The 14,504-nt window shown below is 66.5% G+C and carries 13 protein-coding genes; 4 read left to right on the top strand and 9 right to left on the bottom strand.

What is annotated here, in order from left to right:
- Positions 1 to 60 precede the first annotated feature (60 nt).
- A complete protein-coding gene (gene acnB / locus FFI87_RS32855) occupies positions 61 to 2,646 on the bottom strand; it encodes a bifunctional aconitate hydratase 2/2-methylisocitrate dehydratase (protein WP_012372746.1) in 2,586 nt (861 codons plus the stop codon).
- A 399-nt stretch (positions 2,647 to 3,045) separates the two neighbouring features.
- Here acnB and FFI87_RS32845 point away from each other — a divergent pair, with 399 nt between their 5' ends.
- Positions 3,046 to 3,708 carry a glutathione S-transferase family protein gene (locus FFI87_RS32845; RefSeq protein WP_138850568.1) on the top strand — a complete coding sequence of 221 codons (663 nt, stop codon included), beginning with the start codon at positions 3,046 to 3,048 and terminating at the stop codon, positions 3,706 to 3,708.
- 48 nt (positions 3,709 to 3,756) lie between these two features.
- Here FFI87_RS32845 and moaD read toward each other — a convergent pair whose 3' ends face one another.
- The 5 genes from moaD to fdhD all read right to left on the bottom strand — a co-directional run bounded on the left by moaD (position 3,757) and on the right by fdhD (position 8,088).
- Positions 3,757 to 4,014, bottom strand: a complete 258-nt coding sequence (gene moaD / locus FFI87_RS32840; RefSeq protein ID WP_138850567.1) for a molybdopterin converting factor subunit 1 — start codon at positions 4,012 to 4,014, stop codon at positions 3,757 to 3,759.
- A gap of 70 nt (positions 4,015 to 4,084) precedes the next feature.
- Positions 4,085 to 4,648: a molybdenum cofactor biosynthesis protein MoaE gene (locus FFI87_RS32835; RefSeq protein WP_138850566.1), complete on the bottom strand. Its 564-nt coding sequence runs from the start codon at positions 4,646 to 4,648 to the stop codon at positions 4,085 to 4,087.
- 47 nt (positions 4,649 to 4,695) lie between these two features.
- Positions 4,696 to 5,814 (bottom strand): GTP 3',8-cyclase MoaA, encoded by a 1,119-nt coding sequence (gene moaA, locus FFI87_RS32830; protein WP_138850565.1) that lies wholly within the window; start codon positions 5,812 to 5,814, stop codon positions 4,696 to 4,698.
- 190 nt (positions 5,815 to 6,004) lie between these two features.
- On the bottom strand, positions 6,005 to 7,219 hold the full coding sequence (gene glp / locus FFI87_RS32820; RefSeq protein WP_138850564.1) for a gephyrin-like molybdotransferase Glp: 1,215 nt from the start codon (positions 7,217 to 7,219) through the stop codon (positions 6,005 to 6,007).
- Entirely contained in the window at positions 7,216 to 8,088 is an 873-nt protein-coding gene (gene fdhD, locus FFI87_RS32815; RefSeq protein ID WP_138850563.1) for a formate dehydrogenase accessory sulfurtransferase FdhD, read from the bottom strand. Before fdhD ends, glp begins: the two co-directional genes overlap by 4 nt.
- 417 nt (positions 8,089 to 8,505) lie before the next feature.
- Between fdhD and FFI87_RS32805 the strand changes: the two genes are divergently transcribed.
- The 3 genes from FFI87_RS32805 (at position 8,506) to FFI87_RS32795 (ending at position 11,938) form a co-directional block, all read left to right on the top strand.
- Entirely contained in the window at positions 8,506 to 9,906 is a 1,401-nt protein-coding gene (locus FFI87_RS32805) for a cytochrome ubiquinol oxidase subunit I (RefSeq protein ID WP_138850562.1), read from the top strand.
- Between the two features lie 3 nt (positions 9,907 to 9,909).
- A complete protein-coding gene (cydB, locus tag FFI87_RS32800; protein WP_138850561.1) occupies positions 9,910 to 10,917 on the top strand; it encodes a cytochrome d ubiquinol oxidase subunit II in 1,008 nt (335 codons plus the stop codon).
- A 100-nt stretch (positions 10,918 to 11,017) separates the two neighbouring features.
- Entirely contained in the window at positions 11,018 to 11,938 is a 921-nt protein-coding gene (locus FFI87_RS32795; protein ID WP_011660581.1) for a bestrophin family protein, read from the top strand.
- A gap of 63 nt (positions 11,939 to 12,001) precedes the next feature.
- Here FFI87_RS32795 and FFI87_RS32790 read toward each other — a convergent pair whose 3' ends face one another.
- The 3 genes from FFI87_RS32790 to FFI87_RS34675 form a co-directional block, all read right to left on the bottom strand.
- A complete protein-coding gene (locus FFI87_RS32790) occupies positions 12,002 to 12,352 on the bottom strand; it encodes a DUF1493 family protein (protein WP_138850560.1) in 351 nt (116 codons plus the stop codon).
- 432 nt (positions 12,353 to 12,784) lie between these two features.
- The gene (gene trpS / locus FFI87_RS32785; RefSeq protein ID WP_138850559.1) at positions 12,785 to 13,798 is read right to left on the bottom strand and encodes a tryptophan--tRNA ligase; all 1,014 of its coding nucleotides are present in this window, start codon (positions 13,796 to 13,798) and stop codon (positions 12,785 to 12,787) included.
- A 209-nt stretch (positions 13,799 to 14,007) separates the two neighbouring features.
- The gene (locus FFI87_RS34675; protein ID WP_006753127.1) at positions 14,008 to 14,163 is read right to left on the bottom strand and encodes a hypothetical protein; all 156 of its coding nucleotides are present in this window, start codon (positions 14,161 to 14,163) and stop codon (positions 14,008 to 14,010) included.
- Positions 14,164 to 14,504: the final 341 nt, after the last annotated feature.

Below are 14,504 nucleotides of genomic sequence, written 5' to 3'. Positions count from 1 at the left end.
CCCGTGGCGCCATTGCGTGTCGCTACGGCGGGCACGACCCGCCGCAGCTCGACCGCATGCTTAGATCTGCACGGTGTCGGCGACTTCCTTGAAGTCTTCGATCTGGTCGAAGTTCATGTACTTGTAGATCTTGTCGCCGTCCGCGGTGAGCACGCCCATGTCGGCCATGTACTCTTCCTTGTTCGGGATCCGGCCCAGACGCGAGCAGATCGCCGCCAGTTCCGCCGAGCCGAGGTACACGTTCGTGTTCTTGCCCAGGCGGTTCGGGAAGTTGCGGGTCGACGTCGACATCACCGTCGCGCCTTCGCGCACCTGTGCCTGGTTACCCATGCACAGCGAGCAGCCCGGCATTTCGGTGCGGGCACCGGCCGTGCCGAACACGCCGTAGTGACCTTCTTCCGTCAACTGCTTCTGGTCCATCTTGGTCGGCGGGGCGACCCACAGCTTGACCGGGATGTCGCGCTTGCCTTCCAGCAGCTTCGACGCGGCACGGAAGTGACCGATGTTGGTCATGCACGAGCCGATGAACACTTCGTCGATCTTGGCGCCCGCGACGTCGGACAGCGTCTTCACGTCGTCCGGATCGTTCGGGCACGCGACGATCGGCTCGTGGATGTCGGCCAGGTCGATCTCGATGACGGCCGCGTATTCGGCGTCGGCATCCGGCGACAGCAGTTGCGGGTCGGCCAGCCACTGTTCCATCGCCGCGATACGGCGCTGCAGGCTGCGCGGATCCTGATAGCCCTGCGCGATCATCCACTTGAGCAGCGTGATGTTGCTGTTCAGGTACTCGATGATCGGTTCCTTGTTCAGGTGCACCGTGCAACCGGCCGCCGAACGCTCGGCGGATGCATCCGACAGCTCGAACGCTTGTTCGACCTTCAGGTCGGGCAGGCCTTCGATCTCGAGAATGCGGCCCGAGAAGATGTTCTTCTTGCCTTGCTTGGCGACCGTCAGCATGCCTTGCTTGATCGCGTACAGCGGAATCGCGTTGACCAGGTCACGCAGCGTGACGCCCGGCTGCATCTTGCCCTTGAAGCGGACCAGCACCGATTCCGGCATGTCCAGCGGCATCGTGCCGGTGGCGGCCGCGAACGCGACCAGGCCCGAGCCTGCCGGGAAGCTGATGCCGATCGGGAAGCGCGTGTGCGAGTCGCCGCCGGTGCCGACGGTGTCGGGCAGCAGCATGCGGTTCAGCCACGAGTGGATCACGCCGTCTCCCGGCCGCAGCGCGATGCCGCCGCGCGTGCTGATGAAGTTCGGCAGCGTCTGGTGCGTCTTCACGTCCACCGGCTTCGGATAGGCGGCGGTGTGGCAGAACGACTGCATCACGAGGTCGGCCGAGAAGCCGAGGCACGCCAGATCCTTCAGTTCGTCGCGGGTCATCGGGCCCGTTGTGTCCTGCGAGCCGACCGAGGTCATCTTCGGTTCGCAGTACGTGCCCGGACGCACGCCCTGGCCTTCCGGCAGACCGCATGCGCGGCCGACCATCTTCTGCGCGAGCGAGAAGCCCTTGCCGCTGTCGGCCGGCTGGTGCGGCAGGCGGAACAGCGTCGACGGTGCGAGGCCCAGCGCTTCACGCGCCTTCGCGGTCAGGCCGCGGCCGATGATCAGCGGAATGCGGCCGCCGGCACGCACTTCGTCGAACAGCACGTCGGACTTGACCTGGAATTCGGCGATCACGTTGCCGTCCTTCAGCGCCTTGCCTTCGTACGGGCGCAGTTCGACCACGTCGCCCATTTCCATCTGCGACACGTCGAGTTCGATCGGCAGCGCGCCGGCGTCTTCCATCGTGTTGTAGAAGATCGGGGCGATCTTGCCGCCGAGGCACACGCCGCCGAAGCGCTTGTTCGGGACGAACGGGATGTCTTCGCCGGTGAACCAGAGCACCGAGTTGGTGGCCGACTTGCGCGAGGAGCCGGTGCCGACCACGTCGCCGACGTAGGCGACCAGGTGACCCTTTTCCTTCAGCGATTCGATGAACTTGACCGGGCCGCGCTTGCCGTCTTCTTCCGGCGTGATGCCGGGGCGGGCGTTCTTCAGCATCGCGAGCGCGTGCATCGGGATGTCCGGGCGGGTGGTGGCGTCCGGCGCCGGCGACAGGTCGTCGGTGTTGGTTTCGCCCGTGACCTTGAACACGGTGATGGTCAGGCTTTCCGGCACTTCCGGACGGCTCGTGAACCATTCGGCGTCGGCCCAGCTCTGCAGCACGGCCTTCGCGTGGGCGTTGCCCTTGTCGGCGAGTTCCTTCACGTCATGGAACTGGTCGAACATCAGCAGGGTTTTCTTCAGCGCGTCGGCCGCGACGGCCGCGACGGCGTCGTCGGACAGCAGCTCGATCAGCGGCTGGATGTTGTAGCCGCCGAGCATCGTGCCGAGCAGTTCGGTCGCGCGCTCGCGCGAGATCAGCGGGCAGGCCGTCTCGCCCTTCGCGACGGCGGCCAGGAAGCCGGCCTTCACGCGGGCGGCTTCGTCGACGCCGGCGGGGACGCGGTAGGTGATCAGGTCGAGCAGCGTCTGCTCTTCGCCTGCGGGCGGGTTCGCCAGCAGTTCCACCAGCTCGGCGGTTTGCTGGGCCGTCAGCGGCAGAGGGGGGATACCGAGCGCGGCGCGGGCGGCCACGTGAGCACGAAAGTTTTCAAGCATGGGGGGACCTGCTGAGATTGCGTTTCAGGGGAAGGGCTTTCCAGGCACGCCGAGGCTGCTGTTCCGGACACTGCTTCACTGCTTTCGACGGGATTCTAATCCCAATCCGGTCAAGGCGTCAAATGTCTTATGTCTTATATAAGAGTTGGGGTTTGGGGCTTCCCCCTCAGGCCGCGGCATCGGCGGTTTGCCGATCGCTCGCGCTGGGCGAAAAATCGATGCACGATATCAGCCGCCGGCATGGTCACAGCAGCGCGGACGTGTTGAGGAAGGCTTTTACGCAACGCTTCGGCATGAGTCCCACCGAAGATGCGCGGCATCTCGCCGAACGAACGGCGCCGATCCGCACGAAGCGTCACCGTGACCGTCACGACGTGAAAACCCATGGAGGAGCGACAGATGAAAATCATCACTGGCCCGCTGAGCATGTTCGGCGCGAAGGTCGAGATCGCGGCGCACGAGAAGGGCATCGCCTTCGAGCGCGTGCTGGCGCCGTTCAGCCAGCAGCGCGGCTACGACCCGAAACATCCGGACGTCCTGCGGATCAACCCGAAACGCCAGGTGCCGGTGCTGATCGACGGCGAACTGGAGATTTTCGATTCCACGCAGATCTTCGAATATCTCGAGGACGTGCAGCCCGATCCCGCGCTATGGCCGGCGCAGCCGAAAGCGCGCGCCGTCGCGCGTCAGCTTGAGCACTGCAGCGACGAGATCTATTTTCCGCACGTCATCCGGCTGATGGGCCTCGAAGCGACGCCGGAGCATCCCGACGCGCAGGCGGCGCGCGACGCAGCGCGGCAATACTATCGACGCATGGAACGCGTGCTGGCGGACCGGGAATATTTGGCTGAAACCTATTCCTATGCGGACATCGCGTTCTACATGGCGCAGTTGTTCGGCGCGCGCAAGGGCGCGCCGATGACGGCGGAGACGCCGAACCTGCTCGCGTGGCGCGAACGAATGACCGCGCGTCCGGCCGTGCGGAGAGTGGCCGGCGCGATGGCGGGTTATCTCGCATCGATCGATCATCCGGTTCCCGACTTTCTTCGCGGCCTCGACTAGCAATCGGTTTCGCATCGGGCGGGGCGATCACCGCTCGATGCGAACGGATCACCCGCCCGTCACCGGCGGAAAGAACGCCACCTCGCTATCCTCGCGCACGACGAACCCGCCCGTCACCATCTCGAGATTCACGGCCGCCCGCACCGGCCGATCCATTCGCAGCGCTTCTCCACTACGCGCGTCGCGTGCGGCGAGTGTGCCGCGCAGCGCGTCGACGGTGACCTCGTCCGCATCGATCTCGATGACTTCCTCGTCGGTATGCAGGTGTTCGCGAATGCTCGCAAAATATTTGATCGTCAGTTTCATTGCGATGTCCCGGGCGAAATCGGAGGAAGCGGCGAAATCGGCGAAAGAGGAAAGGGCATGGCCGGTGCGCTCATCCCCATCGCCGCATCGCCTGGTCGTCATGCGCCTTCGGCTCGACCCAGCCGGACACGCCGTCGTGCCGGATCTCCTTCTTCCAGAACGGCGCGTGCGTCTTCACGAAGTCCATGATGAACTCGCACGCATCGAACGCCGATGCGCGATGCGCGGCGGCGACCACGACGATCACGACCGGCTGGCCCAGCGGAATCCGCCCGACGCGATGCACGATCCTGACCGCTTCGAGCTGCCAGCGCGCGCCGGCTTCCTCGACGATGCTCCAAAGCGCCTGCTCGGTCATCGTCGGATAGTGCTCGACTTCGAGCGCGATCACGTCGTCGACGTCGCCTTCGTTGCGCACGACACCGAGGAAATTCACGACCGCGCCGACATTCGGATTGCGAATGATCGGCGCGATTTCGGCGCCGGCGTCGATCGCCGCGTATTGCACGCGCACCTCGAAGCCGGCGGCAATCGCCGGCGGCGGTTCGGTGTGCAGCGCGGATGGCTCGGGATGGCTGCCGTCACGCGACGGATCGTCGGGTGGCGCGCCACGGGATTCGGTGAAACTCGTCATGACGGGATTCTCCTGTAAGCGGTGCGCGGCGCTTCGCGCGGCAGCCGTCAGCCGCCGACGAGCGACATGCGCACGGTCGGATAGGTCTTGCCCGACGGCCGCGCCGCACGCGTCGCGCGCCGCTCGGAATAGCGGTCGTCGCGCTGCATCCAGCGTGCTCGCACGGCATCGGCGAGCTGGCCGGTCGAGGCGTTGTCGTCGAGCCACGGCCGCAGGTCGGTGCCCTGCGTCGCGAACAGGCACGTATAGAGCCGGCCGTCGGCCGACACGCGGGCGCGCGAGCACGTGCCGCAGAACGGATGCGACACGCTCGCGATGAAGCCGACTTCACCCGCCCCATCGATGTGCCGGCAGCGGATTGCGGTGGCGTCGTGCCCCGGTTCGCCGACGAGCACGAGCGGATAGCTTGCCTCGATCAACTCGCGCATCCGCGTGGCCGGCACGACCTTGTCGCCGGACCACGCGCTCGCGCCGCCGACGTCCATGTATTCGATGAAGCGCACGGCCACGCCGCTATGCCGGAAGTGACGCACGAGCGGCAGGATCTGGTCGTCGTTCGCGCCGCGCTCGATCACCGCGTTGACCTTCACCGGCGCGAGCCCGGCCGCCTGCGCGGCCTCGATGCCGGCCAGCACACGCGCGACGGGCACCTCGACATCGCTCATGCGACGGAACACGGCATCGTCGAGCGCGTCGAGGCTCACCGTCACGCGCGACAGGCCGGCATCGCGCAGCGAGCGTGCCTTGGCGGCGAGCAGCGAACCGTTGGTCGTCAGTGCGATTTCGACGGGCTTGCCGTCGACGGTCGTCAGCGTCGCGAGCCGTTCGACCAGCGCTTCGAGGTTGCGGCGCAGCAGCGGTTCGCCGCCGGTGAGTCGGATCTTTTCGACGCCGAGCGAGATGAACGCGCGGGCGATCTTCTCGAGTTGCGCGAACGACAACCGCTCGGACGACGGCATGAACGCATAGTCGGGCCCGAAGCTGTCGCGCGGCATGCAGTAGCCGCAGCGGAAATTGCACTGGTCGATGACGGACAGCCGCAGGTCGCGCAGCGGCCGCGCGAGCGTGTCGAGCGGGCGGGAGAAGGCGCCGGGCGATGCGCCGCCGGATGCGGCGGCGGCCGGCGCGGAAACGATGGCATTCACGATCGGTTCGTCGGCCTGCATGAAGTGAGCGGAACGGCGTCGCCGAGCGGCCGCGTATGCGCCGACGTATCGGCGCACAGGTCGTGACGAGCGTCATCGTGAGGATAGTCCGCCGGACTTTTCCGGCAGAGGCACAATCCCGCCCGAAATGCAGGAATACAGTTCGCGATCCTGCATGCACGCAAGGCGGGCATCGCATGCATGCTCATGCTCACGCGAGCCAGTGCGCGAAATCGTAATACGGCACCGCGTCGCCGCGTGCGATGCGTCGACCGGCCGGCAGCCGCGCGAGCCCGCTCGCCTGCACGAGCGATTGCAGCGTGCCGGCGCCTTGCTGCCGCAGCGTGTCGAGCACGGGTGCGCCGTGGGCGTCGATGGTGCGGCGCACGCGCACGAAGCGTTCGCGCTGCGCATCCGGCTCGACGTCGATATCGATCGGCAGCGACGGCACGGCCGGCACGCAGTCGTCGCGCCCCTGCAGGCGGCGGATCAGCGGCGCGACGAACAGCGCGAACGCGGTCATCGCGGCGCCCGGATTGCCGGGCAGCAGCACGACGGGCCGTTCGTCAAGGCGCGCGAGCGCGACGGGCTTGCCGGGCTTCATCCGCACGCCGGAGACCAGGAACGACGCGCCGAGCGCGGTCAGCGCGGGGCGCAGCAGGTCCTTGTCGCCGACCGATGCGCCGCCGACGCACACGACCACATCGCAGCGCACGGCCAGCGTGCGCAGCGCCTGATCGACGGCAGCCGCGGTGTCGGCGGCATGCTCGCTCGCCGCGACGATGGCACCGGTTCCCGCCACCAGCGCGGCGAGCATCGGCGCGTTGCTGTTGTAGATCTGCTGCGGCGCACGCGGCTGGCCGCACGGGACGAGCTCGTCGCCGGTCGTGAGGATGCCGACCCGCAGCGGCGGCCGCACATCGATGTGCGCGCAACCCTGCGCGGCCGCGACGCCGACGTGCATCGCGCCGAGCCGCACGCCGGCCGGCATCAGCAGGTCGCCCGCGCGCACTTCCTCGCCGCGGCGGCGGATATGCGATCCGGCGCGCTGCGGCGCGTCGAACGCGACCCAGCCGTCCTGCTCGTGCGCGTGCTCCTGCATCACGACGGTGTCGGCGCCGGGCGGAATCAGGCTGCCGGTGAAGATCCGCGCGGCCGTGCTCGGGGCCAGCGGCGACGGCGCGTCGCCCGCATAGCAGCGCTGCGCGACGCGCAACGGCTCGCCGTGCGCGAGGTCCGCGTGCCGGACCGCATAGCCGTCCATCGCGCTCTGGTCGGCGGGCGGCTGGTCGAGCACGGCGGCGAGCGGCGTGGCGAGCACGTGGCCGGCCGCTTGCGCGACCGGAATGGAGACGGCCGCAGGCGGCGGTGCGAACGCGCCGGCGAAATGCCGTTGGGCGGTATCGAAATCGGTCAGGGGTGTCATCGAGCGGTGAGCGCATGCGGTTGCGCATGCGTGGGTTCGGGTAACGGGAGCGCGTCGGGCGACACGTATTCGACGAAGCCGTCGTTGCGGCAGAAGCCGAGCAGCCGCACGCCGGCTTCGCGGGCGACGTCGATCGCGAGCGACGTCGGCGCGGAGATCGTCGCGATCATCGGGATGCCGACGCGTGCCGCCTTGCGCACGAGCTCGTAGCTCGCGCGGCTCGACAGGAACACGAAGCCCGCGCGCAGGTCGGCGCGGCGCCGCGCGAGCCGGCCGATCAGCTTGTCGAGCGCATTGTGGCGGCCGACGTCCTCGAAGACTTCCAGCACGGCGCCGTCGCGGTCGCACCAGGCGGCCGCATGGATGCCGCCGGTTGCGCGCATCAGCGGCTGCCGCGCCGGCAATGCGCGGGCGGCGCGCGCGACGGCGTCGGCGCCGATGCCGGCCGCCGCGCCCGCGGCCGCGATGCGGGGCGGATGCAGATCGAGCTGCGCGATGCTTTCGATCCCGCAGACGCCGCAGCCGGTGCGGCCGGCGAGCGCGCGCCGGTGCGCCTTCAGCGCCATGAACGCCTGCTGCGACACGGTGAGCCGCACTTCGGCGCTATCGGGCCGGTATTCGGTTTCGATGTCGAAGACGTCGGACGCGCGCTCGACGATCCCTTCGCTCAGCGCGAAGCCGAGGCCGAACGCGTCGAGGTCGATCGGCGTCGCCATCATCACCGTGTGCGCGATGCCGTTGAATACGAGTGCAACCGGCGTCTCGTCGACGACGCGATCGACGGCGCCCAGTGCGTCGCCGGCACGATGACGCGTCACATGACACGCGCGGCTGCCGGCTGGATCGTCGGGGCGGTCGCTGGGCTCCATACGGTTTTCTCCAGGGGGGAATCGGGAAGCGGCCGGCGCGGGCGCCGGGCGACGGAAACGGATGCTGCAAAGGGCGGTGCGCGGCGTCGAGCCGGCTCGCCACGGGCAGGCTTCGAGCCGATGGTACGGGCGTTCGGCCCGGGCGCGGATGCACAGCGTCGCGATGCGGAAAGCAGTACAGCTGACGGCCGCCCGCCCCTGAAACGGGTTTTCCGTGCACACATCTTCCGACCGGGGGAAAGCACAGTTTCAGCGCACGTTCGCGCGATTGCGAGTATCGTCCAAAACGCGATATCGTCATTCACGCTTCGTTGCCGTGCACCGCGATCCGTCCAGGTTGGCGCGTGCCGTCGCGAAGTCGTCGCGCGATTTCCTGCTTCGAGCTGACGTCCTCACAACCACGAGCAAATTACGGTCATGGAAATCTTCGATGCGTTCCATCTCGCACGATTGCAATTCGCGTTCACGGTGTCGTTCCACATCGTGTTTCCGGCGATCAGCATCGGCATGGCGAGCTTTCTGGCGGTGCTGGAATGGCGCTATCTCGTCACCGGCGACGCCGCCTATAAATCGATGTTCCAGTTCTGGTCGAAGATCTTCGCGATCGGCTTCGGGATGGGCGTCGTCTCCGGCGTCGTGATGGCCTACGAGTTCGGCACGAACTGGGCGGGCTTCTCGCGCGTCGCGGGCAACATCACCGGTCCGCTGCTCACTTACGAAGTCCTGACTGCTTTCTTCCTCGAAGCAGGCTTCCTCGGCGTGATGCTGTTCGGCTGGCAACGCGTCAGCCCGCGGGCGCACTTCTTCGCGACGCTGATGGTCGCGGTCGGCACGCTGATCTCGACGTTCTGGATTCTCGCGTCGAACAGCTTCATGCAGACGCCGCAGGGCTACAAGATCGAGAACGGCCTCGTCGTGCCGGTCGACTGGTTCAAGGTCATCTTCAACCCGTCGTTTCCGTATCGCCTCGTGCACATGACGATCGCGGCGTTCATCGTCGCGGGCTTCATCGTCGCCGCGTGCGGCGCGTGGCATCTGCTCAAGGGGCGCCGCGACGAGCCGGTGAAGCGCAGCTTCTCGATGGCGCTGTGGATGCTGCTGGTGCTCGCGCCGATCCAGATCGTCGTCGGCGATGCGCACGGGCTGAACACGCGCGAATACCAGCCGGCGAAGATCGCGGCGATCGAGGGGCTGTGGGAAACGGAGAAGGGCGGCACCGCGCTGAACCTCGTCGGCCTGCCCGACATGCAGGCCGAAACGACGCGCTATGCGATCCAGGTGCCGCACCTCGGCAGCCTGATCCTCACGCACAGCTGGGACGGCGAGATTCGCGGGCTGAAGGAATTCCCGCCGCAGGACCGTCCGTATTCGCCGATCGTATTCTGGACCTTCCGGATCATGGCCGGCCTCGGGATGCTGATGCTGCTCACGGCGGTGCTCGGCTTGCTGTTGCGCAAGGGCGGGCGCCTGTATGAAACGCGCTGGTTCCAGTGGTTCGTCGTGTGCATGGGGCCGTCGGGCATCGTCGCGCTGCTGGCCGGCTGGGTCACGACCGAGGTCGGGCGGCAGCCGTGGACCGTATACGGCGTGCTGCGCACCATCGATTCGGTCGCGCCGCTCAGCGCGCAGCAGGTCGGCGTGTCGCTGCTGATTTTCGTGGTCGTGTATTTCCTGGTGTTTGGAACGGGGATCTATTACATGTTGAACCTGATGAAGCGCGGGCCGGCCGCACACGCCGGGTATATCGAGCTGCACCGGCATCCAGGGCTGCGCAAGAGCGCGCTGTCCACGCCGCTGAACGTCACCGAAGCGGAGTAAGCCATGCAGATCGATCTTCCTGTCGTGTGGGCCGCGATCATCGGCCTCGGCGTGTTCATCTACGTGATGCTGGACGGCTTCGACCTCGGCATCGGTTTGCTGTTTCCGTTCTTCGACGCGAAGGCCGAGCGGCAGGTGATGCTCGACACCGTCGCGCCGGTGTGGGACGGCAACGAGACCTTTCTCGTGCTCGGCGGCGCAGGCCTGTACGGAGCGTTCCCGGTCGTCTACTCGACGCTGCTGCCGGCGAACTACCTGCCGCTGATCCTGATGGTGGTCGGGCTGATCTTCCGCGGCGCCGCGTTCGAGTTGCGCGCGAAGGCGAACCGCACGCAGCACCTGTGGGATCTCGCGTTCATCGGCGGTTCCGCGCTTGCCGCGTTCTGTCAGGGGATCGTGCTCGGTTCGCTGCTGCAGGGCATCCGGATCGTGGACCACCAGTTCGCGGGCGGGCCGTTCGACTGGCTGTCGCCGTTCAGCCTGTTCTGCGGGATCGGCGTGCTCGTCACCTATGCGACGCTCGGCTGCGGCTGGCTGATCCTGAAAGTCGACGGCGAACTGCAGCGCAAGATGCGCGTGCTGATGAAGCCGCTCGCGGGCGTGCTGCTCGCCGTGATGGGCGTGGTCAGCCTGTGGACCGTGATCGGGCTGCCGGCGGTCGCGCACCGCTGGTTCGGCAGCGGCTACCTCGGCTGGTTCCTGCCCGTGCCGATCCTCGTCGCCGCGTGCGTGTGGGGCATCTTCCATACGGTGAAGCGCCAGCACGAGGCGACGCCGTTCCTGCTGACGCTCGCGCTCGTGTTCCTCGGCTACACCGGGCTCGTGATCAGCATCTGGCCGAACATCGTGCCGCCGTCGCTGACGATCTGGGAGGCGTCGTCGAGCCATTCCAGCCAGCTGTTCGCGCTCGTCGGCACGGTGATCGTGCTGCCGGTCATTCTCGTGTACAACGCGCTGCAGTACCGCGTGTTCCGCGGCAAGGTGCGCGAGGGCGACATCGGCTATCACTGAGCGATGCACCCGATATCGCTCCGATAGCGGCCCGCCACGCGCGGGCCGTCGCACATCGGGCGCAGGCATTGCGTATTTCCTTGGCAGTCGAGACAACACCATGATCGTCAGACCACGACAAAACTGGCTCAGGATGCTGTTCGTATGGAACGGCTCCGTGCTGCAGTCGATCATTCCGCAACTCGTGTTCATGGCGATCGTCAGCACGCTGGCGGTCTTCACGAACGGGCGCATCTTCGGCGAGAAGATTCCGCTGAACACCGCACCGTTCACGCTGTTCGGGCTCGCGCTCGCGATCTTCCTCGCCTTTCGCAACAACGCGAGCTTCGAGCGCTTCAAGGAGGCGCGGCTTCTGTGGGGCAACCTGCTGATCGCGGCGCGCACCGTCACGTCGCAATTGCACCGCTACCTGCCCGACAGCGTCGGCGACGCCGAGCGCAACCGGCTCGCCGATCTGCTGATCGCGTTCACGTATGCGCTGAAACATCAGCTGCGTCATACCGATGCGACGCAAGACCTGCAACGCATCCTCGGCGCCGAGCGTGCCGCCGCGTTCGCGCACAAGTGCTACCAGCCTGTCGCGATTCTCGATGAACTGCGCGGCGGGATCGTCCGTGCGCTGGGCCGCGCGCCCGGCGGCGACACGACGTGCTGGATGTTCGATGCGCAACTGGTCGAGCTGGGCCGGGCGGTGGGCGGCTGCGAGCGGATCCTCACCACGCCGATTCCGTTTTCGTACAGCGTGCTGCTGCACCGCACCGTCTATGCTTATTGTGTGCTGCTGCCGTTCGGTCTCGTCGATTCGACGGAGTTCTTCACGCCGCTGATCTGCGTATTCATCTCGTATACGCTGATCGCGCTCGAAGCGATCGCGAACGAGGTGGCCGAGCCGTTCGGCCTCGCGCCGAACGCGCTGGCGCTCGACGCGATGGCGCGCACGATCGAACGGTCGGTGCTGGAGCTTGGGGATCGCGCGATGCCGGAGGAATTCGTGCCGGCGTCGACGTATCAGATTACGTGAGGGGCGCGCGCGCGCGAACGAATCGAGATCGCTCGTGCATGTGTCAATGACGGTGCGGGCGGATCAGCTTTTGATCGCCGCCGAGTCCCACACGCCGAGCGATACCGCCTTGCACAGCATGCCGACGGTCAATGCGTCACGTTTGAACGTATGGGGTTTCCTGAGGATGAACTTGCGGACCACGTGATACAGGAACCCCTCGCCTTCCATCAGGAAGTAACGCCCGAAATCGTAGTCGCCACGTTCGACCTCGAAACGGGCGAAGAATCGCTCCATGAAGATGTCGGCATCGTCTCCGGTTTGTCCGAGATCGTCGGTGAGCGACGTGTCCGCGGTAATCTGGCGTTTGCTCGATACCGCAGCTTCCTGGCGCACGAATGCTTCCAGCGCTTCCCAAATGTGGCGGTCGTCCATTACAGAATCCTGTCCTCCGGTTTCGCGATCTGGAAGAACAGTTCGATCGGACTCAGGTTGTGCTGGCCCTGGTAGCGATAGGTATTCATTTGGCGCCCTCGGAATGCCGGCGCAGCGCACGTGCTGTACGCCCCCGTTCGCCGTAGTTATGGATGGCGGCTCAAGTTAATGAAGTCCTCTTTGCGGGTCAATTTCGCAAGAACGCTCCCGGTGGCGTGGGCGCCGGGACACGAGCCGCCCAAGAGCGACAGGATCGCTGACGCGTGCTGCATGGTGGCGGGCGAACGGCACTGTGGTGCCAGCGAAATCGGCCATTCTCGTTGAAAGGACGGCCGGCGCAAAATGTTTCAAATTGTCGCCGGTCGCGTCCCGTGCCGGCGCTCGTTTTGGAAGCGCATGTCGCACGACGGCGATGCCCGCCGCCGTCACCGCTCAATCGAAATACGTGAGCCCCATCGCGCCTTTCACCTCCGCCAGCGTCGCGCCGGCCACCTCGCGCGCATGCAGCGTGCCGCGCTTCAGGATCGCCATCACCTCGGCCTTGTCCGCCTCGAATTCGCGGCGGCGCGCACGGATCGGCTCGATCAGCGCCTGCAGCCGCTCGTTCAGCACGCGCTTCACGACGCTGTCGCCGAGGCCGCCGCGGCGATAGTGCGCCTTCAGTTCGTCGACCTTCGGCACGTCGGGTTCGAAGGCGTCGAGGAACGTGAACACGACGTTGCCCTCGACCTGGCCGGGATCGCTGACGCGCAGGTGGTTCGGGTCCGTGTACATGTCCTTCACGGCCTGCGTGATCTCGTCGGGCGTCGAGCCGAGCGTGATCGCGTTGCCGAGCGACTTGCTCATCTTCGCCTTGCCGTCGATGCCGGGCAGCCGCGTGACGGCCGATAACACGGCCTCGCATTCGACCAGCACCGGCTTGTCGACCGTCGCGTTGAAGCGGCGCACGAGTTCGTTGGTTTGCTCGATCATCGGCAACTGGTCGTCGCCGACGGGCACGTGCGTCGCCTTGAACGCGGTGATGTCGGCGGCCTGGCTCACGGGGTAGGTCAGGAAGCCGGCCGGGATGTCGCGCTCGAAGCCGCGCAGGCGGATCTCTTCCTTGATGGTCGGGTTGCGCTCGAGGCGCGCGACCGTGACGAGGTTGAGCAGGTATTGCGACAGCTCGGCGAGCTCGGGCACCTGCGACTGGACGACGATCGTCGAGATCGCCGGGTCGATGCCGACGGCCAGGTAGTCGAGCGCGACCTCGATCACGTTCTCGGTGACGCGCTGGCGGCGGCCCATGTTGTCGGTCAGCGCCTGCGTGTCGGCGAGCAGCAGGAACTGCGTCGCCTCATGCTGCATCTGCACGCGCGCGCGCAGCGAGCCGATGTAGTGGCCGAGATGCAGCGGGCCGGTCGTGCGGTCGCCGGTGAGGATGGTCGGACGGGTCGGGTGCGTCATGGTACGGGTTGGCTCCGGGTTATCGAAGCCACCAGCCATGACGTAGGCGCAGAAACGACAATGCCGCCATGGCTGGCGGCATCACGTTCGGGACATGCAAAAGGAAACGGGCCGCCTGGGTCAGGCGCGCCACCAGCAATGCACGGTCGGCGAGGCAGGTTTGATTTCCATGGCGCGAGTATAGCGCAGGGCGCGGCCCGCCGTGTGCGTCAGCGGATCACCGACTCCATCGCGAGGTAGGCGGTTTCGGCGGATGGCCACAGCAGGTACAGCAGGCCGGCCATCAACAGCAGCGCGCCTGCGCGTACCATCGGCGTTCGGTCTTTCCCGCTCAGGGTCATGATGTGCTGCTTCAGTTTCTTCATGCTTGCAGGCGCGACGTGCGCCACTCCAACGGTTGCTGCAACGGCGCCGGATGGGGCGGCGCCGAGATGCTACGGGGTTCAACGAGAGGCCGGGCCGGCGATTCGGCGCGGCAAGATGCGCGCGCGGGGATCGAAAAAGGGAACGATCAGGCGTCCCTGGGTGCATCGCAGACGCGACGCGCATCGTACCAGTTCGGGCGCGGGAGGACAGTCAACAATTGTCGCGTGATGGTCCCGAGAAAAGTGCTGGCACGGCGCGGGCCGAGGGAAATCGTGTGTTGTGAAATTCGAAAATTTAATAAAATCAATGGCTTGAGATTGATTTGTACCGAAATCACTCG

It is taken from the genome of Burkholderia sp. KBS0801 (assembly GCF_005937855.2).
Classification (GTDB): Bacteria; Pseudomonadota; Gammaproteobacteria; order Burkholderiales; family Burkholderiaceae; genus Burkholderia; species Burkholderia ambifaria.
Note: the sequence above shows the minus strand (reverse complement) of the source record. Positions and strands in the feature narration are given on the sequence as shown.